Genomic DNA, 21664 nt, shown 5'->3' with positions numbered 1-21664 from the left:
GGCATCATCTCCACCGGCGGACGCGGGGGAGCCCGCGTCGTCGTGATGGCACGATGCGCGCGGTCGATTGACGCCGACGTGGCCGGATCATGACGTTTCTGTCATCTTGATCCACGCCGCCGGCGATCAGGGCGCGACCTCGTTTCCTTCGAAATCGAACAGCTTGCCGCTGTCCGGCACCTTCAATCCGTCGAGTACGTCGAGCAGCTGCGATGCGGCGCGATCGGGGGTGAACAGCGTGCCCGGCCGGACGTTGCCCTGGAATGGCTTGGACAAGGCGGTGTCCACCGTGCCGGGGTGCAGACCGACGACGATGGACCGGTCGTTACGCCGTTTCTCCTCGATGCTCAGAGTCCGCACCAGCTGGTTGAGCGCCGCCTTTGCCATGCGATAGCCATACCAGCCGCCCAACCGATTGTCCGAGATGCTGCCGATCCGTGCAGACAGGACCGCAAAAACGGTCCGCCCCTGCTTCGGCATCAGCGGCAGCAGATGCTTGGCGACCAGTGCCGGTCCGACCGCATTCACCGCCATCGTCTTCGCCAGCCATGCCCCGTCCAGTTCGCGATAGCTCTTCTCGGGCAGACGATCTCCATCGTGCAGCAGGCCGGTCGCCACGATCACGAGCGCGGGCGGGGGGCCGGCTGCGATCCGTGCCGCTGCGGCCGCGACGCTCGCTTCATCCTCGATATCGATCGGCGTCTCGCCGGATCGCGACAGCGCGTGCACCACCGCATGTGCGCCCTCATCCGCGATCGCATCGCGCAAGGCCGCACCGATCCCGCCGGATGCGCCGATGACGACCGCGCTCGCACCGCCTGCGCTCATCGTGCGAACCGCCACTGATCGTCGCTACTGGCATCGGCATCATAGGCGTAGCCGGCGCTGTCGAAGCTTTTCATCGCCTCGATGTCGGTGATGCGATGCTCGATCATATAGCGGGCCATCAATCCGCGCGCTTTCTTGGCATGAAAGCTGACGAAGCGTTCGCCATCGCGGAAATCGACGCTGACGACGCGGACGCCCGCCGGCAACTGCCCATCGACGGCAGCCCAATATTCCTGGCTGGCGAGGTTCAGCACCACGCCCGATCCATCCTGTGCCACGTCGGCGGCCAGCACCTTGGCGATCCGGTCGCCCCACCAATCGGTCAATTTCTTGCGGCGCGGCGCCCAGCGCGTGCCCATTTCCAGTCGATAGGGGCGCATCAGGTCGAGCGGGCGCAACAGGCCATACAGCCCCGACAGCATCCGCAGATGATCCTGCGCGAACGGCAATGCCTCGGATTCCAGGCTGCCGGCGTCCAGCCCTGTATAGACATCGCCATCGAAGGCGAACATCGCCGGCCGCTCAGGCGCATCGGCGAAGTCGCGAAACCGGTCGGCATTCAGCTTCGCCAACGCGGGCGAGATATGCATCAGCTCCGACAGCTTCTTCTGGGTCAGGTGCGCCGCGGCTGCGGCGAGTGTCTTCGCCTCCGCCGCGAAATGCGGCGTCGTCGGCGACATTGCGGGCAGCGGCGTCTCGTAATCGAGCGTCTTGGCGGGGGAGATAACGGCGATCATCGTCGCTGCCGGTAGCCGCCATGGCGACCGCGTTCAATCGTGGTTCAGCGGTCGCCGTTCAGGGAAATCGTTCGATTGCCCCAGCTTGAACGGCCCGCGGCGGACCGTTAGAGGCCTGCGAACGTTAGCGGCAGCGATGCCCCACTTGTTGGAGAGAGAGTTAGCATGAAGACCCTGTCGAAGCTCGCGCTTGCCGCGGTGCTGGCCGCCGGCGTGAGCGGCCTTGCGATCGTCGCGCCCGCGGCCGCCAAGGACAAGAAGGAAGAGCAGGCTGCACCCGGCTTCAAGCTGAGCAAGCCGGTTCAGGCGATCGCCTTCCAGGCGCAGGATGCCATCAAGCAGCGCAACCCCGCCGTCGCGGAGCCGCTCGTTGTCCAGATCGAAGCCGCGGCGACGACGGATGACGACAAATATATCGCCGCCGCCCTCCGCTACGACCTCGAGAACACGAAGCTCGCGATGGCGCAGACCGCCAATCCCAAGGCGCCGATCGACGAAACCGTATTGGCCAAGCCGCTCGATGCCCTCCTCGCGGCCAAGTCGACGCCGGCGGCCGATCGCGGCAAATACCTGTTCCGCCGTGGCCAGCTCGCCTACAACAGCGGTCAGTATCCGGTCGCGACGCAGTATTTCAACCAGGCGAAGACCGCCGGCTACAGCAGCCCGGATTTCGATCTTCAGCTGGCGAAGGTGAAGGTTCAGGCCGGCGACACCGCCGGTGGCTTGGCCGACCTCGACCGCTATATCACGGCGCAGAAGGCGGCAGGTCAGCCGGTCCCGGAATCCTACTATCGCTTCGGTATCGCGACCGCCAACGGCAAGAAGATGGCGCCGGAAACGCTCGCCTGGATGCAGAAGTACGTCGCAGCCTATCCGAACGCCAAGGTCTGGCGTGACGTGATCCTGCAATATGCCTTTGCGCAGAACAGCTTGGCGGCTCCGGACAAGGCGCAGAATGTCGATCTGTACCGGTTGATGCGCGCGGTCGGCGCGATGCCAGACCAGGCGATGTACGAGGATTACGCCAAGAGCGTCTACGATCGCGGCAATCCGTACGAGGCGGCTGCGGTGCTGAAGGAAGGGATGGCGTCCGGCAAGATTCCGGCGTCGAGCACCTTCTCCAAGGGGCTGTTGACCGCCGCGAATACCGCGATCAAGGCGGAAGGCTCGCTGGCGACCAGTGAAAAGCAGGCGATGGCGGCGAAGGACGGCAAGATCGCCGCGTCGACCGGCGATGCCTATCTCGGCCAGAACAACTACGCCAAGGCAGTCGAACTGTATCGTACCGCGCTGACCAAGGGCGGCGTCGACGCGAATGAAGTGAATACCAGGCTCGGCATCGCGCTGGCGCGCTCGGGTGACAAGGCGGGTGCGCAGGCTGCCTTCGGGGCGGTGACCGGCAATCCGCGGGCAGGTATCGCGGCGCTGTGGACGACCTGGACGCAGGTGGGTTCGTCGCCGGCGTCGACCGCCGCACCGGCGGCATAAAACCGATCAATCGATCATGGGGCGGTTCCGCGAGGAGCCGCCCTTTTTCTTTGCCGTCAGTCGATGATGACGGGGATGCCGGACGTAGACTTGGCGGTGCGGATCGTCAGCGACGTTTTGACGCTCGCGACATTGGGCGCCGGCGTCAGGTGCGTCGTGAGAATTTCCTGAAAGCTCTTCAGATCGCTGGCAACGATCTTGAGGATGAAGTCGATTTCGCCGTTTAGCATGTGGCATTCGCGAATCTCGGGAATGTCGGCGACATGCGCTTCGAATGCGGTCAGATCGTGTTCGGCCTGGCTCCGCAGCGACACCATTGCGAACACCGTGATCGGAAAGCCGAGGCTGGCGGGATCGAGATCCGCGTGATAGCCGCGGATGACGCCGGCTTCCTCCAGCGCACGTACGCGGCGCAGGCAGGGCGGGGCGGTCAGCCCGACACGTTCGGCCAGCTCGACATTGGTCATCCGCCCGTCCTGCTGCAGGTGAGCCAGAATTTGACGATCGATCCGATCGAAGGACATTGCGTACGAAACTCCGAAAACAGGCCGGTTGGCGGCGGCGCAACTCTCTAATCATAATAAAATTGCGGCGCAACGCAATTGTCCCACTATGCGACGCGCCGATCCTCTCCGCAAATGAGCGGTTTCCACGATGAGTCACCCTCGATAAGGACGGTCGAGGCTTATCGTCGGATAAGCCCGATGCGGGAGTTGACGTGCGTTTCGACGACAGCCTGAAAACCGTGCTTTCGGCGGACATGGAGAGCGGCTTCGGCGCGCAATCCGCATGGCGTCAACTGATCGACCTGATGGGTCGCGGTCGTATCCCACCCGACGAACCCTCGCTCGCCCGCCTTCGTCTGTTACGGCAGGCGGTGCCGGTCGCGGTACGGTCGGCCAGCGCGCGCGCGCTGGCGTTCACGAGCCCGCCGGCGTCGCTCATCGCCTTTTTCGCGGAGGATGAAATCCTTGTCTCCGCGCCGGTGCTGCGCACGGCGTGCATCGATGACGATGCGTGGTTGGCCATATTGCCGCGCCTGGACCCGCATGGCCGCGCCCTGTTGCGCCACCGCCGCGACTTGCCGGCGGCCGTCAGCCGTGGGCTGGAAAGCTTCGGTCCTGCCGATTTCGTCCTGCCCTACGATCCGCCGATCGCCGCCAACGATCCAGTCGTGAGTACGCCGGTGACCGATGTGCCGCCGGCCCCGGACCTCGGCTCGGCTCCTGATCCCGTGATCGCTTCGCCGCCATTGCCGGCGCATTCGCCCGTGCCCGTCGCGCCACCCGAACCGCGCCCCGTTGCCAACGGCGGATTCCAGATCGCCGACCTCGTGGCGCGGATCGATGCGTTCCAGCGGCAGCGTGAGCCCGCAATCCCGTTGGCGAACGACATGGCCGAGCCGGATGGCGAGGTGACGAGCTTCCGCTTCGACACCGACAGCAAGGGGGTGATCTGCGCGGTCGACGGCGTGTCGCGCGGCGCGCTCATCGGCGCATCGCTCGCTTACGGTGCACCCCAGGGCGACGTCCGGATCGACGCCGTCATCAACGGTGCGCTCCGGCAGCGTCAGCGCTTCGCCGATGCACGCCTGGACGTCGACGGGCGATCCGACGCCGCAGGAACGTGGCGCGTCACCGGCATGCCGCAGTTCGACACGGCGACGGGCCGATTCACCGGCTATTCCGCGATCGCCCGCCGTCCGCGCAGCGACGAGGATGTCAGTCGCGCACCACGCCGCGCGGCATCGGATTTGCTGCGGCAACTGGTCCACGAGCTGCGAACCCCGACCAACGCCATCGCCGGTTTCGCCGAATTGATCGAGGCGCAACTGCTCGGGCCCGTGTCGTCGGTATACCGCCAGCATGCGATGACGATCCGTGACTCTGCGACCAGCCTGCTCGGCGCGATCGAGGATCTCGACACCGCAGCACGGATAGAGGGGAAGGCGCTGGACCTGCGCGCCGGCTCCGTGGCGATCGAGCCGATGCTGGTCCGCATCGCGCAGGATCTCGAGCCGCTTGCCACCTTGCGGGGAACCGCGCTCGATATCCACCCGATGGGCGATCATGCCGCACTGGCCGACGACCGCGCGTTGGAGCGTCTGCTGTCGCGCCTGCTGGCCGCCCTTACCGCGGCCGCCGTCGCAGGCGAAAGGATCGACATTGCGGAGGCTCCCGCACCCGACGGACAGGTCGCGCTCTGTTTCGCTCGTCCGCAATCGCTCGGCACCGCCGAGGAGAATGTGTTGCTCAGCATCGATGGCGACACGCCCGATCCCAGCGAAGCGGAGGGCGGCGCGCCGTTGCTCGGTACGGGATTCGCCCTCCGCCTCGCGCGCAACCTCGCTCGTGAACTGGGCGGAGAGTTGATCTTCGGCGAGCACCTCTTGACGCTGCGGCTACCCGCCGCGTCGAATGTTGCGGTGGGGCAGGCAATCAACTGACCGTGGCGGACGGCGTCGTCTCGCCATATCGGCCGCCGCGCCCCGCACCGGGCGACGTCATCGCGTGGCCCGCGACGTTCGGCGACCGGTTCATCGTCTTCGTCGATGTCGAGGAGGAGTTCGACTGGTCGGCGCCGCGTGACCGGCGGCACCGCGCGGTCACTGCGATGCGCGCCTTTCCCGCGGCCCACCGGCGTTTCGCCGAACGCGGCATCGGGCTCGCCTGCATGGTGGATCATCCGGTGGCCAGCGACGCTGCCGCCGTGGACATTCTGAACACGGTCGTGGCGGACGGGCGATCCTCGATAGGTGCGCAGCTCCATCCATGGGTGAACCCGCCCTACGCACCGCTCCAGCCCGGCGACAGCTATGCCGGCAATTTGCCGATCGCCTTGGAAGCAGCGAAACTCGATACGCTGACCGATCTGTTGCACGAGGCATTCGGCCGGCGTCCCCTGGCCTATCGCGCCGGTCGCTATGGCATCGGGCCTGCGACCACGGCATTGCTCGCCGAGCGTGGCTATCGCATCGATGCCTCGGTTCGGGCACGCTATGATTATCGCGGCGATGGCGGTCCGGACTTTTCAGCCATCGGCAGCGCCGCCTACCGCTGGGACTCGCTGGTCGAGATACCGCTCACGACCGTCTTCACCGGCAGGCTGCGCGCTCTCGGTCCGGCCCTCCATCCGCTTCTCGGTCGGCTCCCCTTCGGCCACGGGCTGGGCGCGGGGACGGGCCTGTTGCAACGCGTCGCCCTGACGCCGGAGGACATGCCGATCGACGATGCACTGGAAGCGGTGCGCAGCGCCTTGGGGGAGGGGCAGCAACGTTTGCTAAGTTTCTCGTTCCACTCACCGTCGCTGGCATCCGGACACACGCCTTACGTGCGCGATGCTGCCGACCTCGCCCGGTTCTGGACATGGTGGGACCGGATGCTGGATTGTCTGGATCGCCTGAACGCGATGCCGACAACGCTCGATGAACTCATCGCAGCCGCGGCGCACATTACAGATGCCTGAACCCATGGCGGGGTCGCCAAACCTATCATATAGTTCACGAGTAATGGCCCTGGCGGCGTGCGGTCGAACTGCGCATCAGCAATAACGGATGGGCGGCGTCGGCGTGTTCGAAGATGGCTCAAGTGTCTGGAGATACTATATTTGCACCATCACATCCGGCTGGACGCATGTCGGGCCACTGCTGACTTAAAACTGCAATCTAAGGCGATGGTAAGTCACCAAAAATTCTGGTTGTCTTTTATGAGAATCATGCCATTGGTGACGCTCACTTTATGAGGGGGAACCACCATGGTTGCCAAGTACCTGATGGCCGCAGCTGCAGCCACTCTCGCCGTGGCGCCCGCCGCGGCTGCTCCTGCGAATCCTGCTGCCAGCCTGTCGGTTGCCAAGTCGGTCCGCACCGGTTCGGCTTCGAAGAAGCAGAACGAACTCGCTGGTGGTGGCATCATCATCGCGCTGGTCGCAGCCGCTGCGGTCGTTGCCGGCATCGTGATCGTTGCCGACGACGACAGCGACAGCAACTAACAGCAGTCGGCGTACGGCTGAGTTCCCAAGACGCAGGCCATATGCTGAAATGCTAAAGACAAGGGGAGCTTCGGCTCCCCTTGTTGATTCTGGCCTTGTTGATTCTGGCGCCGTTGTATCTCGCTGACCAATGCCGCCGGCAGGAAACGGCAGAGTAGACGCCGCCGCCGACTATCCGATGTCAGGGCAGGTGCCCCGGCGCGGCATCGGCAACCCCTTGTTGATCGGCCGCCAATATCGTCGATCGTGCTGCGGCGGCGAAATGCGCGACCGCGACCGCGATCGCAATCACGACGCGGCGGGTGGGCGAAAATAGCCGATCATATGCGCCGCGTAATCGGCCTTTCCCAGCTCGATACCTTCAGCGCGCAGGATCGCATACGCGGTCACCACGTGAAAATAGAATTGCGGCAGTGCCCAGTCGCGCGCGTATTGCTCTGCCGTCAGGTCCAGGGTCATCCCGTTCGGTAGAGCATGAGCGATCGGGGCGGAGGATTCGATCGCGATTGCGCCCACTGTGGCCTCCACCACCGCCAACGTCTCCGCAATCCGGGCTTGCGCGTCTGCAAGCGTACCGGGCCGGTCACCCGCATTGCGCCCCTCATCGAGCAGCGTTTGCAGTGCCGGAGGAAAATCCTGCTCCGCCAGCCGAAATACCCCCTCCTGCGCCTGCCGGCATGCGAAACGAATCTGGGTGGCGAGAGGAAACATATCCGGTGCAAGCCGCGATGCCAGCAGCGCATCGGCTTCATCCGCCGGCCGCTGCGCTGCGGCCTTGTCGAGCCACTTCGACAGCGCACCCAGCATCTGGACGTAAGTCGGCACCACGAGATCTGATGGCGTCATAAGAGGTGGCTTTCCTTGGCTTTTCGATGACGGAGCCAAGCTCGTGCGTGCGCTGCGGTCAAGCGGATTAGCAGGCGATCACCGGCGTTACGCCACGAGGGATCGCGATGACGGCGGCGCCACCCGCCCGACGCATCGCCGGCGCCATCGAAACCCGGCAAGGGCGCTGCCGCTGCGACACCTGTTGCACCGCTCCCCCGGGCGGACGAACCCCGCGATCGGGCGTCCGGCGGATGCGTACCCGATCCGAAACCTCGACCGACGCAGTGATCGAATACGATCCGGCACTGCAAATTGCTGTCGTTCCTGCTAGCGCTTCGTCATGCTCAAGACTCGAATGAAGCGACTGTCGGCCGAAACCGAGCGTGCGCTCGATCGCCTCGCCGCCGTGGAGGCGTCCGTAGCGGCGCTCGGCGATGACGATCTGCTCGACTTTGCCGACATTTTCGCCGCCGGCGAACCGACGCCGCTTCGCACGATGGCCGAAACCGAGATGCGACGCCGCAACCTCAGTCTGTGAAACGGATTCCCTCCCGCTTCCGTCGCCTCGACGCTGCGCTCGCCGATCTGCCCGTCGAGGAGCCGATGCTGCTCACCGAGTTGGATGGCTTCCTCACCGGCCTCGTCGTCTGTCCCGAAGCGGTTCCAGCCGATGAATGGATGACCATCGTCTGGGGGGCGGACGTCGATGGCGTCCCGCCATTCGACGATCCGCTCGATGTGCAATGGTTCACCAAGGCGGTGGCGGCGCGTCGCTATGAGGTCTCGCGCGACCTCGCGCGTGGCAGGCTTCAGCCGATTTTCGACATCGCCGAGCGCGATGGCGAGGTCCTGTGGGAATATTGGGTGGACGGCTTCGCCGAGGCGATCGCGCTGCGCCCGACGGCCTGGGACGCATTGGCCACCGATCCCGATTGGGCCGCGTCGTGGCATCACCTCGGCACGCTGATCGCGATCGCACACGAGGAGAGCGGGCTGGACAGCATCGCGATCAACGCCATGCAGGACCGTGTCGCGGACGATCTGCCCGATATCGTACAGCGCCTCTATGCAGCGCGTGCACGAATCGTCGGGTCTTTGCCCGCGGTAACGCCAGCGTCGGCTTTAAAGGTCGGTCGTAACGACCCGTGTCCCTGCGGCTCGGCGAAAAAACACAAGCACTGCTGCGGCTGATCCGGTTCCGGGTGGCATCGGTCATACCGATGCACCGGTGGCGGCGGAAGGTGAATGCAACGCCAATGCTTACGGTTCTGCTCCGGAACAGCCGAAACCCGCGAATGTCAACGCTGACTGAATCATGGTCGGGGAGACAGGATTCGAACCTGCGACCCCCTGGTCCCAAACCAGGTGCGCTACCAGCCTGCGCCACTCCCCGACATGTCGGCGGTTGTCGGTGCGGACGCGGCAGGCGCGTCGGCGAACGACCGCGGACGAGAGGGCAGTAGATCGCCCGGACCGATCTGGCAAGCCGTGCAATGCGTCGGGGCGTCGCGACCAGGATCGATCGTCCGGATGTCGCGCGACTGCCCGAACGGCAGCGGATCATGTCGTGATCGCACGTCCACAGCGCGCCACACCTATCGATCGGGCATTCTGCGATAAGGCTGCTCGCGCGTCGATCGACACGCCGCAACATACGTGGTGGGCCCGGCAGGACTCGAACCCGCAACCTAGCCGTTATGAGCGGCCAGCTCTAACCATTGAGCTACAGGCCCCACACGCGACCCGTGCGCTAGCGCACCCGTCGTCAAAGAAAAAGCCGTGCGCCGCGCTCGCGCATAGAAAAAGGGGCGCTTCCCGTGTGGAAAACGCCCCTTTTCGGATCGTGCGACAGCATGACCGGCGCGCCGGGCGAAACCCGGCGCAGCGCGATTACATGTTGTCGGCCTTCTCCTCGGCTGCATCGCGAACGTTGTCCGCTGCCGAGTTGATGTTGTCCGCAGCGTTCTCGAGCACGGCTTCAGCCGACGCGTTCGAGGTGTTGTCGGCCAGCGCGTCCATGTTATCCGCCTGCATTTCCATGTTGTCCGCCAGCATGTCCGCGTTGTTCTCAACGGCGGCAGCTTCAGGCGACTTCGAGCAGGCAGCGACGGACATCAGGCCGGCGGCAGCGAGAACGAAAGCGATCTTCTTCATTCGAATGCTCCCAAGCAAAGCAAAAATCGCGGCCGGCCCGATCGCCGTCGCGAGACAGCCCAAATACCGCACGACTTCCCCCGGTCAATCACCAAATTCATCTGACGGTCATGTCCCGGCCTGCTTGCGACCACATTGGCGCTCCTAACGCCGGGGTGTCACCGGCCCGATATCCTCCGGCGCATTGGCGACGACGGCGAGCATGGTGGTCCATGCGGCGACGTTCTGGCGCAGCTGTTCGGGGTCGATCCGGTCAAGCGTATCGTCCGGCGTGTGGTGCGTGTCGAAGTAGCGCGTCCCGTCCTGGTCGAGGTCGATCGCCGCGACACCGAGCGCCAGCGTCGGTCCGACATCGGTGCCATCGCCGCCGACGCCGGCACCGCGGGCGATCCCGAGCGGCGCCAGCGCGGCCTGCAACCGGTCGGCGATCGGCTTGGCGGTGTCGGGCAGGTTGACCTCGAACCGCCAGATACGGTCGGCGCCGAAATCGCTTTCGCCGGCGGTCGCGTGCCGTTCGCCGCCATGGACGCGGGCATAGTCCTTGCCGCCATAGCCGCCCGGCTCCTCCGCGCCGAACCAGACGACGCGAATCGTCCGCCGCGGCTTCGGCCCGTCAAGGATCCGCTTGGCGGCGGCAGCGGTGATCGCCACGCCCGATGCGTCGTCGATCGCACCGGTGCCAAGGTCCCAGCTGTCGAGGTGCCCGCCGATCAGCACCACCCCGGCCTTGGGGTCGCTGCCCGGTACTTCGGCGATGACGTTGCCCGACGTGCCCGTACCGGCGAAGCGGGGGTCAGCACCAGCTTCAACGTGATCGGCTTGCCGCGATCCGCCATCCGTTCGATCAACTCGGCGTCGGGCACCGACAGGGCGGCCGCCGGGATCGGCGCGACGCCCTCGGGAAAGTTGGTGCCGCCGGTGTGTGGATTGCGATGATGGTCGGTACCGATCGATTTGATCACGACCGCCGCAGCCCCCAGCCGTGCCGCGAGTGCCGGCCCGACGAAGCGGGCAGGGCCATAGGCGCCATAGCTCGATCCATCCTGGGTCGGCCGCATCGCATTGCCGATATAGACGATCTTGCCGCGAACGCTGTCCGGCGCGGCATTCGCCAAATCGCCATAGCTGCGGAACACCACCACCGGGGCGGTCAGCCCGGTCGCCGGCGTTGCGCCCGAATTGCCCAGCGCGACGAGCTTCAGTGTCTGCGGGAAGGGGGCGACGACCTCGGCGGTTTCCGCGCCGCGCAGCCACACCGGCATCTGGTACGTCTCGACATGCACGTTTTTGAAGCCGAGTGCCTTCAGCCGCGCGACGCTCCACGTCCGTGCCCGTGCCTCCGCGTCTGTCGCCGCCAGGCGCTGGCCCACCTCGGTCGTCAGCCCCTCGACGATGTCATAGGCGACGTCGTCCTTCAGCGCCGCATCGCGCAGCGCCGCGACCCTGGGATCGACGCGCGCGGGCAGCGGCGGTGCGGCACGCTGGGCGGATGCCACGCTCGCCGCTGCGGTCGAAGAGGCGAGGGCGAGCAGCGCGATCGCGAGACGGGTCATTTGGTCAATCCCCTTGTCATTCCTGTTGGCGACGGTGTGAGCGATGACGGCGCCCGGCACAAGCGCCAGCCATTTGCGCCCGGGCTTCGCGGTCGCTACATGCGCACCGCAGAATTCCCGTCCGTATCGATCAGGAGCGCGTGCCGACCATGGCCGTCCAGTACACCTACGTCATGAAGGGCCTGACCAAGACCTTCCCCGGCGCCAACAAGCCGGTGCTCAACAACATCCACCTCCAGTTCATCCCGTCGGCGAAGATCGCGATCATCGGCCCGAACGGCGCCGGCAAGTCGACGCTGATGAAGATCATGGCGGGCATGGACCCCGACTTCACCGGCGAGGCCTGGGCGGCCGAGGGCGTACGCGTCGGCTATCTGGCGCAGGAGCCGCAGCTCGACCCGACCAAGGACGTGATGGGCAACGTAAAGGACGGCGTGCGACCCGTCGCGGACCTCGTTGACCGCTTCAATGCGATCTCAGCCGAAATGGGCGATCCGAAGGACGACACCGACTTCGATGCGCTGATGGAAGAGATGGGGGACCTCCAGGGCAAGATCGACGCGGTCGACGGCTGGACGCTCGACAATCAGCTCCAGGTGGCGATGGAAGCATTGCGCTGTCCGCCGGGCGATGCCGACGTGTCGAAGCTGTCGGGCGGTGAAAAGCGCCGCGTCGCGCTGTGCAAGCTGCTGCTCGAAAAGCCGGACATCCTGCTGCTCGACGAACCGACCAATCACCTCGACGCCGAAAGCGTGTCGTGGCTGGAAAATTATTTGAAGGAATATACCGGCAACGTCATCCTCGTGACGCACGACCGCTACTTCCTGGATAATGTCGTCAACTGGGTGCTCGAGCTCGATCGCGGCCGTTACTACACCTATGAATCGAACTATTCGGGCTATCTAGAAAAGAAGGCCAAGCGCCTCGAACAGGAAGAGCGCGAGGAGGCCGGCAAGCAGAAGGCGATCGCCGACGAGCTCGCCTGGATGCGCCAGACCCCCAAGGCCCGCCAGACCAAGTCCAAGGCGCGTATCCGTGCTTTCGACGAACTGATGGCGAAGCAGGAGAATCGCGTCGCCGGCAAGGCGCAGATCCTCATCCAACTGCCCGAGCGTCTCGGCGGCAAGGTGATCGAGGCCAAGGGGCTGACCAAGGCCTATGGCGACAAATTGCTGTTCGACGGCCTCGACTTCACGCTGCCGCCGGGCGGAATCGTCGGTGTCATCGGCCCCAACGGTGCCGGCAAGTCGACCCTGTTCAAGCTCATCACCGGCCAGGAACAGCCCGACAGCGGCACGATCGAGGTCGGCTCGACGGTGAAGCTCGGCTATGTCGACCAGAGCCGCGACCACCTCGATCCGAACAAGAACGTCTGGCAGGAAATTTCTGACGAGCTGGAGGTGTTCCGCTTCGGCAAACAGGAACTGGGCACCCGCGCCTATGTCGGGGCGTTCAACTTCCGCGGGCCGGATCAGCAGAAGAAGGTCGGCCAGCTGTCGGGCGGTGAACGCAACCGCGTCCACATGGCCAAGATGCTGAAGGAGGGCGGCAACGTGCTGCTGCTCGACGAACCGACCAACGATCTCGACGTTGAGACGCTGCGGGCGCTCGAGGAGGCGTTGGAGACGTTCGCAGGCTGCGCGGTGGTGATCAGCCACGATCGCTTCTTCCTAGATCGCCTGTGCACGCACATCCTTGCGTTCGAGGGTGATAGCCACGTCGAATGGTTCGAGGGCAATTATGAAAGCTACGAGGAGGACAAGCGCCGCCGACTGGGCGATGCCGCCGATCGTCCGACGCGTCTCGCCTACAAGAAGCTGACGCGCTGACCCGACGAGGGTGGAGGACCGGCACGGCTCCTCCACCAAGGCCCGTGTAGCAGCGAGTTGAAAACGCTCGCTTATGTTCTATGGGCGTGGGTCAGCGTAGCAGGCGGATATCCGCGGCGAGGGGATGAAAAGGGTTGGCGGTCGTCGAACAATCACCGGGCGGGGATGAACCGCCGGGTGCCAGCGAGCTGCAATATCGACTGCAGCAGCAATCGGTGCTGGCCAAATTCGGTATCGAGGCGCTGCGCGCGCGCGACCTTCAGCCGATGCTGCAGCGTGCCGTCGAGCTATGTGCGGAAGGCATGCGGTCGCGCTACTGCAAGTTCCTCGAACATTGCACCGACGAGGACGTGCTGCTGGTCCGCAACGGTGTCGGCTGGCGCGACGGCGTCGTCGGCGGCACGGAGATGCGCGCCGACCTCGGCTCGCCCGCGGGTTATGCCTATCATACCGGCGAACCGGTGATCTCGAACCACCTCGAGAACGAAACGCGTTTCCGCACCCCCGCCTTCATGGCTGACCATCGTATCCGCCGCGCGATCAACGTCCTGGTCGAGGCTGGCGGCCGGCGCTTCGGCGTGCTCGAGGTCGACAGTCAGGACGAGGGCAAATTCGAAGCGTCCGATCTCGCCTTCATGCAGGGCTTCGCCAACCTCATCGGCGTCGCCATCGAACGGCAGGAGGCCGAGCGTCGCCTGAACGATGCGCTGCAGCATCAGGAACTGCTGACGCGCGAGGCGAGCCATCGCGTCAAGAACAGCCTGGCGATGGTGTCGGGATTGCTCAATCTCCAGATGCAGTCCGATCCCGACGAACGGATCGCGCGATTACTCGGCGATGCGCAGGCGCGGATCACCGCGATCGCGCAGGCGCACGACCGGCTGTGGCGCGGCGAACAGGTCGGCATCGTGGCGCTCGACGACCTGATCGGCGGTATCGTCGAGCAGCTGCGCGAACAGGCGCCGCTCCATACGATCCATTGCGACATTGCGAGGGTGCACATCAGCGCCGATGCGGCGATCCCGATCGGCCTGCTGGTGACAGAACTGGTCACCAACGCGATCAAATACGCCTATGACGACGGCGGCGAGATAGCGGTGACGATCGCCGATCGCGAGGGCGAACTCCATCTCATCGTCAGCGACCAAGGCCACGGCCTGCCCGCCGGATTCGACCTCAAATCGGCCTCGCGGCAAAGCCTGGGCATGCGCATGATCGCCAGCCTGGCGCGCCAGTTGCGCGGCGAGCTGGCCTATGAGGAGGCCGACCCCGGCACCCGCGCGCTGATGGTCATGCCCGACCCGCGGACTGCGTGATCAAAGTCGGTTGGTTGCGACGGACAGGCCGGCAATGGTGACTGCGCCGATCGTCTGGCCGAAGGCGATCTGGCGCCTTTGCGCATAGACCTCCCCTTCGGGCTTCCACATCTGGTGGATGATCTCGCCCTGCACGTCGACAACCCAATATTCCGGGACCGATGCACCGGCATAGATGGCCTGCTTTCGGCCCAGATCGTTGTCCAGCGTCGAGTCCGCCACCTCCACGACCATGGCGAGCGAGGCGAGGGGGATCAGCCCGTCACCTTCCGGTTCGGCGGTCACCGCGATATCCGGTTCGGTAACGGTGTGCGGCGGCATCGATACCGATCCTTCGACCAATGCCTCCAGCGGGCTGTTGATATCGGTCAATCCGCGCGATATCAGCCGGTACAGTCGCGACGTGATCCGCGCATGGGGGGCGATATTGCGCGTCGATATAGACGACGTCGCCGTCCAGAAGTTCGGTCTTGCCATACGTGTCGAAGGCCCCCGCCGCATCCAGCCGCAGGTAGTCGTCCACGCATAACTTGACGCGCTGCGGCGACGTGACGAGAGACGGCATCTTGGTCATGCCACGATCCTATTGCGCCTCCGTCGCTAGCGCACGCGCTTGACGAAGACCCCGCTTTCACGGCGTTCCGATTGGAAGTTCGGCACCGCCAGGATCAGGTCCGACAGCCGCTGATAGCCGTAGTTACGCGTGTCGAAGCTGGACCGGTTGCCGGCCAGCTGTCCCATCGCCGACAGGCTGACATAGCCCTTTTCGTCGCGCTTTACCGACTGATAGGCATCGATCAGCAAAGCGATCAGTTCCGGGTCGATCGGCTTCTTCACCTTCGCCGCACCGGTCAGCGCGGGTGGCAGGGAATCGCCGATCGGCACGTCGACGCTCGCCGGCTTTGCGGCGGCAGGGCCCTTGCCGGCGGCGGCACTGGCCGCGACGGTCTCCGCCTTCGCCTCGCTCACCAGCGCGCCGACGTCGATGAAGCGGGTGCACGCCTGTTTGAATGCCTCGGGCGTCTTGGCATTGCCGAATCCATAGACGGGTATGCCGTCCTGGCGGATGCGCATCGCCAGCGGCATGAAGTCGCTGTCCGACGACATGATGCCGAACCCGCCGATCCGGCCGCGGAACAGCAGGTCCATCGCGTCGATCGTCATCTTCATGTCGGTGGCGTTCTTGCCCTTGGTCAGGTCGAACTGCTGCTGCGGCTCGATGCCGTGCTTCACCGTCATGTCGCGCCAGCCCTTCAGGGCGGGCTTCGACCAATTGCCGTAGACCCGGCGGATGTTGACGGTGCCGAGTTCGGCCAGCACCGTCAGGACGGGGTCGATCGCATGCCAGGACGCATTGTCGGCATCGATCAGCAAGGCGATGTTACGCAGATTATCTTCCATGCGCGCGAACCTCGCCGTCCGACCGCATGGGGTCAACCGTTAACCGTCGTCGTTCAGCGGCCGGGGCCGCGATCCGCCGGCCGCGCCTGCCCTTGATCCACATCGTCCTGCTTGGCCGCGCGGTCGCGTGCCTCGGGATCGTCGATCGCGCGGGTCAGGTCAGCGTTGCTGCCGACATCCTGCGCCAGTGTGCCGCCGCCCGATCCGGCCACCGCCTCGTCGGCGGGGATCATGCCCTCGATCAGATCCGTGTCATCGTTTTCGCGGGCGGTTTCGGTGCGTGGGTTGTCGGTCATCGTCGCTCTCCTTCTGCCGCCTCCAACGGGACAGGGGGCGCACCGTTCCTCACCCCGCCGGGTAGGCGATGGCGATCACCTCATATTCCTTCTCGCCGCTCGGCAGGGTCACCCGCCGCAGGTCGCCGATGGTAGAACCGCGCAGCGCCCGCGCGATCGGCGCGCTCCAGCCGACGCGGCCGGCCCCTGCCTCCGCCTCGTCGTCGCCGACCATGGTCAGCACGCGTTCGGCATCGTCCTCGTCGGCGATCGTCACCGTCGCGCCGAACCACACCCGGTCGCGGTCCTGTGCCTGCGCCGGATCGACGACCTTCGCCGCCTTCATCCGCTTCGACAGCCAGCCCAACCGCCGGTCGATCTCTCGCAGCCGTTTGCGTCCGTAGATATAGTCGCCATTCTCCGACCGGTCGCCGTTGCCCGCCGCCCAGGCGATCGTCTCGACCAGCGCCGGCCGCTCGACGCCGAACAGCTGCTCATATTCGCCGCGCAGCGCCGCATAGCCCGCCGGCGTGATGTAGTTCGGCCGTTGCTCCACCGCGTCAGCCCGGTCGCTTGCCGAGATACCAGCTGAGGTTCGCCGGCCCGCGGCTTTTGGCGCGGGCGGGGTTGATGAGATCGTAGACGACGGCATTCTCGACCACGCGCTGCACATAGTTGCGCGTTTCCTGATAGGGGATCGCCTCGATCCAATCGACCATGTCGACGGCGCCGGTGCGCGGGTCGCCGTTGGCCCGCAGCCATTTGTTCACGTTACCACCGCCCGCATTGTACGCGGCGATCGCCAACGGATAGCTGCCATAGATGCCGAAGATCCGCTGGAAATAGCTCGACCCCAGCATGATCGACAGATTGGGATCGGTGGTCAGCGACGCCGGATCGTACGAAATGCCGATCTTCCCCGATTGTTCGCGTGCGGTGGCGGGCATCAGCTGCATCAATCCGCGCGCACCGGCATGGCTGACCGCGGTCTTGTCGAACTGGCTCTCCTGCCGCGCAATGGCGTGGATCAGCGTCCAATTGTCCTCATAACCGGTCGGCACCGTCACCGTCGGGAAGCCGGCGGCGGAATAGTCGCTCAGCCCGTTCTGCATCGCACTGCGCCCGACCATCACGCCCAGGTCCGGCCGATTGATCTCGCGCGACAGTTCGGCCGCGAGCAGGTGGTCGGTATCGCTGGTCGCCTGCGCCGCAATCTGGCGAACGAAGGCGGTCTGGTCCTGCCAGCTGCCGATCTGCCCCAGAAAGCGTACCGCCCGCACCGTCTCGCGGGCGGCGAAGGCCTGTCGCACCGCCGGTGCGATCGCCGGCGTGCCGATCGCCGGTGGGGCGACCAGCGGCTTGCCGGTCCGCTCCAGCGCCAGCTGGCCGTAGAATTGATCGCGATAGCCGCCGGCGCGCGCGTAATAGCTCGCCGCCTCCGCCGACTTGCCCGCCGCTTCCGCCGCACGGCCCGCCCAGTAGAAGCCCTTCGCCCGCGTCTGCGGCGCCTGGCTGCCGCGGCCGTAGCGTTCGAACATCACCATCGCATCTGCAGGCCGGCCGAGTTGCTTCATCGCGACCTGTCCGGCGAGCCACACCAGGCTCGTATAATCGTCGCGTTCGCCATAGGGCTTGGTCGAAACGTCGGTCCCCGCCGGATAGGCGTCGTCGACCTGCCGGGCGATGTCATAGGCCAGCTGATACTGGCTATCCGCCTGCGCAGCCCGCGCGTTGGTCAGCAGCACCTCATACCATTTCTCGACATCGCCCGGCCGGCTGGCCAGCGCCCGCGGCCGGGCCAGCCAGGATCGTGCGGTCGGCGATGCACCGGTGTTGCGCAGCCACGTCGCACGGTCGGCGACATAGCCCGGATCGCTCGCATATTGATCCTGCGTCCGCATCGCGAGATCGGCGGCATTGGCCGCATTCGTCCGGAACGCCAGTCGCGCCTCGAAGATCGGCCGCCTCGCCGGGCTGGTATAAGCGATCTGCCGCGCCGCCACTCCGGTCGCATTCTGCCACAGCAGCGCATCCATGCGCGCATCATGGTCGTCTGGCGTCAGCGCGCCCGCAAAGCCGGTCAGCACCATCGCTTCGTCGTTCGCCGACAGGCCGCCCTTGCGCCAGGCAGCGCGCGCCGCCGCCTGCGCTTCCGTACCGCGGCCCAGCGCCTGCAATGCCCGGGCCTGGGCGGTCAGTCCGGCGCCGGTCTGCGCCGGAAAGCGAGTGAAATAGGCGGCGGCGTTCGCCGGTGATGCGTTCGCCGCCTGCCGTTCCGCCGCCCGCCGGTTGGCCGCCTCGCTCGGCCAGCCGGGATGCGTCATCAGGAAACTGGCATAGCTGTCGAACGGCAGCGCATCGGTCTGGCCGATCGCCTTCCACTGCGCGATGGCGGCGGCGATCGCACCGTCCGCGGGATTTTGCGGCGCGCGCGGCGACATGTTCGCCATCTGGGTGCGATAGCGGTCGAGCTGATCCTGGTCCGCCGCCTGCGGCACCGGCTGGATCTGCATCTGCAGGGGCGCGGCGGTGACGCCTGCGAAGGTGGCGAGAAGAAGACCGATCGGGAGTGTGGCTGGGTGCATGTGGACATCATATGGCCTCCACCCGTATCTGTCCTGAACGAAAACCCGTCCCGGCGCAGCAGGAGCGCGAATTACCTCATGTTTTCAGGTTCCATCCCCGCCCTCGTCACGCCCTTCACCGATGATGGCGCATTCGACGAGGCCGCATATCGCGCACTGATCGACTGGCAGATCGCCGAAGGATCGTCGGCGCTCGTTCCCTGCGGCACCACGGGAGAGGCGGCGACGCTGACCGCGGACGAACATTTTGCCATCGTCCGCGTCTGCGTCGATCAGGCCGCCGGGCGCGTGCCGGTGATCGCCGGCGCGGGGTCCAACGATACCGCCGTCGCCGCCGCGAACATCACCCGCGCTCGCGATGCCGGTGCCGATGCCGCGCTCATGGTCCCGCCCTATTACAACCGCCCCGGCCAGGAAGGGATCTACCGCCATTTCGCGAAACTGGCAGAGACGGCCGAACTGCCGATCGTCCTCTACAACGTCCCCGCCCGCACGGTGACCGACATTCAGCCCGCCACGCTGGCACGGATCGTCAACGCCTTTCCGACCGTGTTCATCGCGGTGAAGGACGCCAGCGGCGCCATCGCCCGCGTTTCCGCGCATCGCGACGCTTGCGGCCCCGACTTCGTCCAGCTGTCGGGCAACGACGACATGGCGCTGGCGTTCAACGCGATGGGGGGCAGGGGCTGCATCTCCGTCTCCGCCAATGTCGCGCCGCGGCTATGCGCGCAATTCCAGGCGGCCTGCCAGGCCGGCGACTATGCGCACGCGCTGGCGTTGCAGGACCGTCTCTATCCCCTCCACGACGCCCTGTTCACCGACGCCTCGCCCGGTCCGGTGAAATACGCGATGACCCGCGTCCGCCCCGGCTTCCCCGCCGGCATCCGCCTGCCGATGACCTGGCCGGCGGACGCATCCCGCGCCGCAGTCGATGCGGCGCTGGCGCATGCGGGCCTCGTTTAACGGACGGCTTGAACTTCGACCCAGGAATCCACGGGTCGTTCGTTGCGATAGGCGGGCATGAACGTCCACGTCGGGATAAGCCGGCGCAATACCACCGTCGCCTGTCGAGACGATCGACTGACGACCCGGATGGCATCCGGCCGCCCGGTGGCGGTTATGTGGACGCAGGCGGTCAGATTTCCGACGTCTGTCGCGCTCGGCAACCGCGCGTCGATCAACTGCGGCAGGCGATCGACCGGGTCTTGCCCGGCGCATGGTCTGCGCAGGACGACCGCCATCGGTGATCCGCTCGCGACGACCGGCGTCGGCACGGCGTCGATCGGGTAGACGTTGATACGACTGCCCAGTTCGAACGCGGCGATCGGATCGGGTTCCGGGAACCACCATCCGCCGCCGCAGTCGGCACATATGATGATCGGAAACGGCGCAAACACCCCGGCCAGCACGGCGGCCAGCGCCGCATGCACGAACGACGTTCCGATCACGGCGCGTGGGTCGATCATGGATGAGACGCTATCACATGCATCGGCGCGCGCAATCGTCGCCGCGCCGCTTCCCCTGCGGCACATCACCCCCTACATCGCCGGGACATGTCGCGTCCCAAACCCGCCACCTTCGACAAGAAGAAGATCGTCGCCGAGAATCGCAAGGCGCGGTTCGAATATACCATCGACACCGTCTACGAAGCGGGGATCGCGCTGACCGGCACCGAGGTGAAGTCGCTTCGCTTCGGCGAGGGGAGCATCGCCGAAAGCTATGCCGAGGTGCGCGACGGGATGGTATGGCTGGTCAACGCCAACGTCCCCGAATTCAGCCACGGCAACCGCTTCAACCACGAGGCCAAGCGTCCCCGTAAATTGCTGCTTCACGAACGCGAGATAAACAAGCTCCACGGCGCGGTCGCGCGCGAGGGTATGACCCTCGTGCCGCTCAGCGTCTATTTCAACGGCCGCGGTCGCGCGAAGGTGGAACTCGCCCTGGCGAAGGGGCGCAAGGACCACGACAAGCGCGCTGCGATCAAGGAGCGCGAATGGAAGCGGGAAGCCGGACGAATCATGCGCGACCGGGGCTGATGGATTCCCGGTCGCCGGGCGTGGTCCACAAAAGTCTCGCATGGTGCCGGCGCAACATGCCGACGCGCGAATCGATGGAATCGAACCGGCTGCTCCGTCCGGTCGCGCATCGGGTGATGGAGCCGGGGCTGTGGCGCTTCAATCGCCGCTCGGTGCCTCGCGGTGTCGCGCTCGGCATGGTCGCGGGTTTCCTGTTTCCTGTCGCGCAGATCGCCATCGCGGCGCTGTTCGCGCTGCCCTTCCGCGCCAACGTGCCGGTGGCCGCGCTGACCACCTTCATCACCAATCCGTTCACCACCCCGTTCCTGTGGTTCGTCGCCTACCGGATCGGCGCCTGGATGCTGCGCAGCGACGCGCCCGCGATCACCCAACCGGTGACGGAGGCGGCGACCGGCTGGCTGCAATGGATCACCGGTGCCTTCCACTGGCTGTGGTCGAAAGGGCCGGCGTTCGGCCTCGGCCTTATCGTGCTCACCGCGGTGTGCGCACTGCTCGGCTATGCGCTGTCGGCGCTCGGCTGGCGGCTGTGGATCGCCCGCAAGTGGCGACATCGTCACAATGGAAACCATATTTGACGAGGCGCTTTAACCGGTTACAACACCGCACATCAGAGTCGCCTTCCCGAAGAACACCAGTCTCCCGAT

Annotated in this window: 23 protein-coding genes, 2 tRNA genes and 1 pseudogene; 11 read left to right on the top strand and 15 right to left on the bottom strand. The window is 65.7% G+C overall.

Annotation, left to right across the window (positions count from 1 at the left end; genetic code table 11):
- Nucleotides 1-126: 126 nt before the first annotated feature.
- Nucleotides 127-828, bottom strand: a complete 702-nt coding sequence (locus tag GTH33_RS13010) for an SDR family NAD(P)-dependent oxidoreductase (protein WP_163958749.1) — start codon at nt 826-828, stop codon at nt 127-129.
- Nucleotides 825-1565: a peroxide stress protein YaaA gene (gene yaaA / locus GTH33_RS13005; protein WP_163958748.1), complete on the bottom strand. Its 741-nt coding sequence runs from the start codon at nt 1563-1565 to the stop codon at nt 825-827. Before yaaA ends, GTH33_RS13010 begins: the two co-directional genes overlap by 4 nt.
- A gap of 165 nt (nt 1566-1730) precedes the next feature.
- Here yaaA and GTH33_RS13000 point away from each other — a divergent pair, with 165 nt between their 5' ends.
- Entirely contained in the window at nt 1731-3053 is a 1323-nt protein-coding gene (locus tag GTH33_RS13000) for a tetratricopeptide repeat protein (RefSeq protein ID WP_163958747.1), read from the top strand.
- A gap of 56 nt (nt 3054-3109) precedes the next feature.
- On the opposite strand, the gene GTH33_RS12995 is transcribed toward GTH33_RS13000, so the two are convergent.
- Nucleotides 3110-3577: an Lrp/AsnC family transcriptional regulator gene (locus tag GTH33_RS12995; protein WP_163958746.1), complete on the bottom strand. Its 468-nt coding sequence runs from the start codon at nt 3575-3577 to the stop codon at nt 3110-3112.
- Between the two features lie 194 nt (nt 3578-3771).
- On the opposite strand from GTH33_RS12995, the gene GTH33_RS12990 reads away from it, so the two are divergent.
- The 3 genes from GTH33_RS12990 to GTH33_RS12980 all read left to right on the top strand — a co-directional run bounded on the left by GTH33_RS12990 (nt 3772) and on the right by GTH33_RS12980 (nt 7043).
- Nucleotides 3772-5499, top strand: coding sequence for a sensor histidine kinase (locus GTH33_RS12990; RefSeq protein WP_249054895.1), 1728 nt, complete (start codon nt 3772-3774; stop codon nt 5497-5499).
- 2 nt (nt 5500-5501) lie between these two features.
- Nucleotides 5502-6518, top strand: a complete 1017-nt coding sequence (locus GTH33_RS12985; RefSeq protein WP_163958745.1) for a polysaccharide deacetylase family protein — start codon at nt 5502-5504, stop codon at nt 6516-6518.
- Nucleotides 6519-6806: 288 nt separating this feature from the next.
- Entirely contained in the window at nt 6807-7043 is a 237-nt protein-coding gene (locus GTH33_RS12980; protein WP_208403984.1) for a hypothetical protein, read from the top strand.
- Nucleotides 7044-7331: 288 nt separating this feature from the next.
- On the opposite strand, the gene GTH33_RS12975 is transcribed toward GTH33_RS12980, so the two are convergent.
- Entirely contained in the window at nt 7332-7889 is a 558-nt protein-coding gene (locus tag GTH33_RS12975; RefSeq protein ID WP_163958744.1) for a DUF1993 domain-containing protein, read from the bottom strand.
- Nucleotides 7890-8211: 322 nt separating this feature from the next.
- On the opposite strand from GTH33_RS12975, the gene GTH33_RS12970 reads away from it, so the two are divergent.
- Both GTH33_RS12970 and GTH33_RS12965 read left to right on the top strand, forming a co-directional pair.
- Complete coding sequence (locus GTH33_RS12970; protein WP_243848233.1) at nt 8212-8409, top strand: hypothetical protein; 198 nt, start codon at nt 8212-8214, stop codon at nt 8407-8409.
- Nucleotides 8406-9062, top strand: a complete 657-nt coding sequence (locus GTH33_RS12965; protein WP_163958743.1) for a UPF0149 family protein — start codon at nt 8406-8408, stop codon at nt 9060-9062. Before GTH33_RS12970 ends, GTH33_RS12965 begins: the two co-directional genes overlap by 4 nt.
- Nucleotides 9063-9187: 125 nt before the next feature.
- On the opposite strand, the gene GTH33_RS12960 is transcribed toward GTH33_RS12965, so the two are convergent.
- The 4 genes and pseudogenes from GTH33_RS12960 to GTH33_RS12945 all read right to left on the bottom strand — a co-directional run bounded on the left by GTH33_RS12960 (nt 9188) and on the right by GTH33_RS12945 (nt 11578).
- Nucleotides 9188-9264, bottom strand: a tRNA-Pro gene (locus tag GTH33_RS12960).
- Between the two features lie 264 nt (nt 9265-9528).
- Nucleotides 9529-9604, bottom strand: a tRNA-Ile gene (locus GTH33_RS12955).
- A 157-nt stretch (nt 9605-9761) separates the two neighbouring features.
- Entirely contained in the window at nt 9762-10025 is a 264-nt protein-coding gene (locus GTH33_RS12950) for a hypothetical protein (protein ID WP_163958742.1), read from the bottom strand.
- A gap of 144 nt (nt 10026-10169) precedes the next feature.
- A pseudogene (locus GTH33_RS12945) lies at nt 10170-11578 on the bottom strand (M20/M25/M40 family metallo-hydrolase).
- A gap of 149 nt (nt 11579-11727) precedes the next feature.
- Here GTH33_RS12945 and ettA point away from each other — a divergent pair.
- A complete protein-coding gene (gene ettA, locus GTH33_RS12940) occupies nt 11728-13407 on the top strand; it encodes an energy-dependent translational throttle protein EttA (protein WP_163960031.1) in 1680 nt (559 codons plus the stop codon).
- Between the two features lie 134 nt (nt 13408-13541).
- Complete coding sequence (locus GTH33_RS12935) at nt 13542-14723, top strand: sensor histidine kinase (protein WP_163958741.1); 1182 nt, start codon at nt 13542-13544, stop codon at nt 14721-14723.
- Here the strand turns inward: GTH33_RS12935 and GTH33_RS18220 are convergent, their stop codons facing one another.
- From GTH33_RS18220 to GTH33_RS12910, 6 genes are read right to left on the bottom strand one after another with little or no spacing between them, the layout of a single operon-like run.
- Nucleotides 14724-15095, bottom strand: a complete 372-nt coding sequence (locus tag GTH33_RS18220; protein ID WP_243848266.1) for a Uma2 family endonuclease — start codon at nt 15093-15095, stop codon at nt 14724-14726.
- Nucleotides 14986-15297, bottom strand: coding sequence for a hypothetical protein (locus tag GTH33_RS18215; protein ID WP_243848275.1), 312 nt, complete (start codon nt 15295-15297; stop codon nt 14986-14988). Before GTH33_RS18215 ends, GTH33_RS18220 begins: the two co-directional genes overlap by 110 nt.
- 26 nt (nt 15298-15323) lie before the next feature.
- Nucleotides 15324-16124, bottom strand: coding sequence for an NYN domain-containing protein (locus GTH33_RS12925; protein ID WP_163958740.1), 801 nt, complete (start codon nt 16122-16124; stop codon nt 15324-15326).
- A 53-nt stretch (nt 16125-16177) separates the two neighbouring features.
- Complete coding sequence (locus GTH33_RS12920; protein WP_163958739.1) at nt 16178-16420, bottom strand: hypothetical protein; 243 nt, start codon at nt 16418-16420, stop codon at nt 16178-16180.
- Between the two features lie 49 nt (nt 16421-16469).
- A complete protein-coding gene (gene greB, locus GTH33_RS12915) occupies nt 16470-16955 on the bottom strand; it encodes a transcription elongation factor GreB (protein WP_163958738.1) in 486 nt (161 codons plus the stop codon).
- A 4-nt stretch (nt 16956-16959) separates the two neighbouring features.
- Nucleotides 16960-18984, bottom strand: coding sequence for a lytic transglycosylase domain-containing protein (locus GTH33_RS12910; protein WP_163958737.1), 2025 nt, complete (start codon nt 18982-18984; stop codon nt 16960-16962).
- A 78-nt stretch (nt 18985-19062) separates the two neighbouring features.
- On the opposite strand from GTH33_RS12910, the gene dapA reads away from it, so the two are divergent.
- Entirely contained in the window at nt 19063-19947 is an 885-nt protein-coding gene (gene dapA, locus GTH33_RS12905) for a 4-hydroxy-tetrahydrodipicolinate synthase (RefSeq protein WP_163958736.1), read from the top strand.
- Here the strand turns inward: dapA and GTH33_RS12900 are convergent.
- Complete coding sequence (locus GTH33_RS12900; protein ID WP_163958735.1) at nt 19944-20450, bottom strand: hypothetical protein; 507 nt, start codon at nt 20448-20450, stop codon at nt 19944-19946. The genes dapA and GTH33_RS12900 overlap by 4 nt on opposite strands.
- Nucleotides 20451-20537: 87 nt before the next feature.
- Between GTH33_RS12900 and smpB the strand changes: the two genes are divergently transcribed.
- Together smpB and GTH33_RS12890 are read left to right on the top strand one after the other, a co-directional pair.
- Nucleotides 20538-21020, top strand: coding sequence for an SsrA-binding protein SmpB (smpB, locus tag GTH33_RS12895; RefSeq protein WP_163958734.1), 483 nt, complete (start codon nt 20538-20540; stop codon nt 21018-21020).
- A 56-nt stretch (nt 21021-21076) separates the two neighbouring features.
- Nucleotides 21077-21595, top strand: a complete 519-nt coding sequence (locus GTH33_RS12890) for a DUF2062 domain-containing protein (protein ID WP_243848234.1) — start codon at nt 21077-21079, stop codon at nt 21593-21595.
- Nucleotides 21596-21664 lie beyond the last annotated feature (69 nt).

This window comes from Sphingomonas insulae (assembly GCF_010450875.1).
Lineage (GTDB): Bacteria > Pseudomonadota > Alphaproteobacteria > Sphingomonadales > Sphingomonadaceae > Sphingomonas > Sphingomonas insulae.
This window is presented reverse-complemented; position numbering and strand designations above follow the sequence as displayed.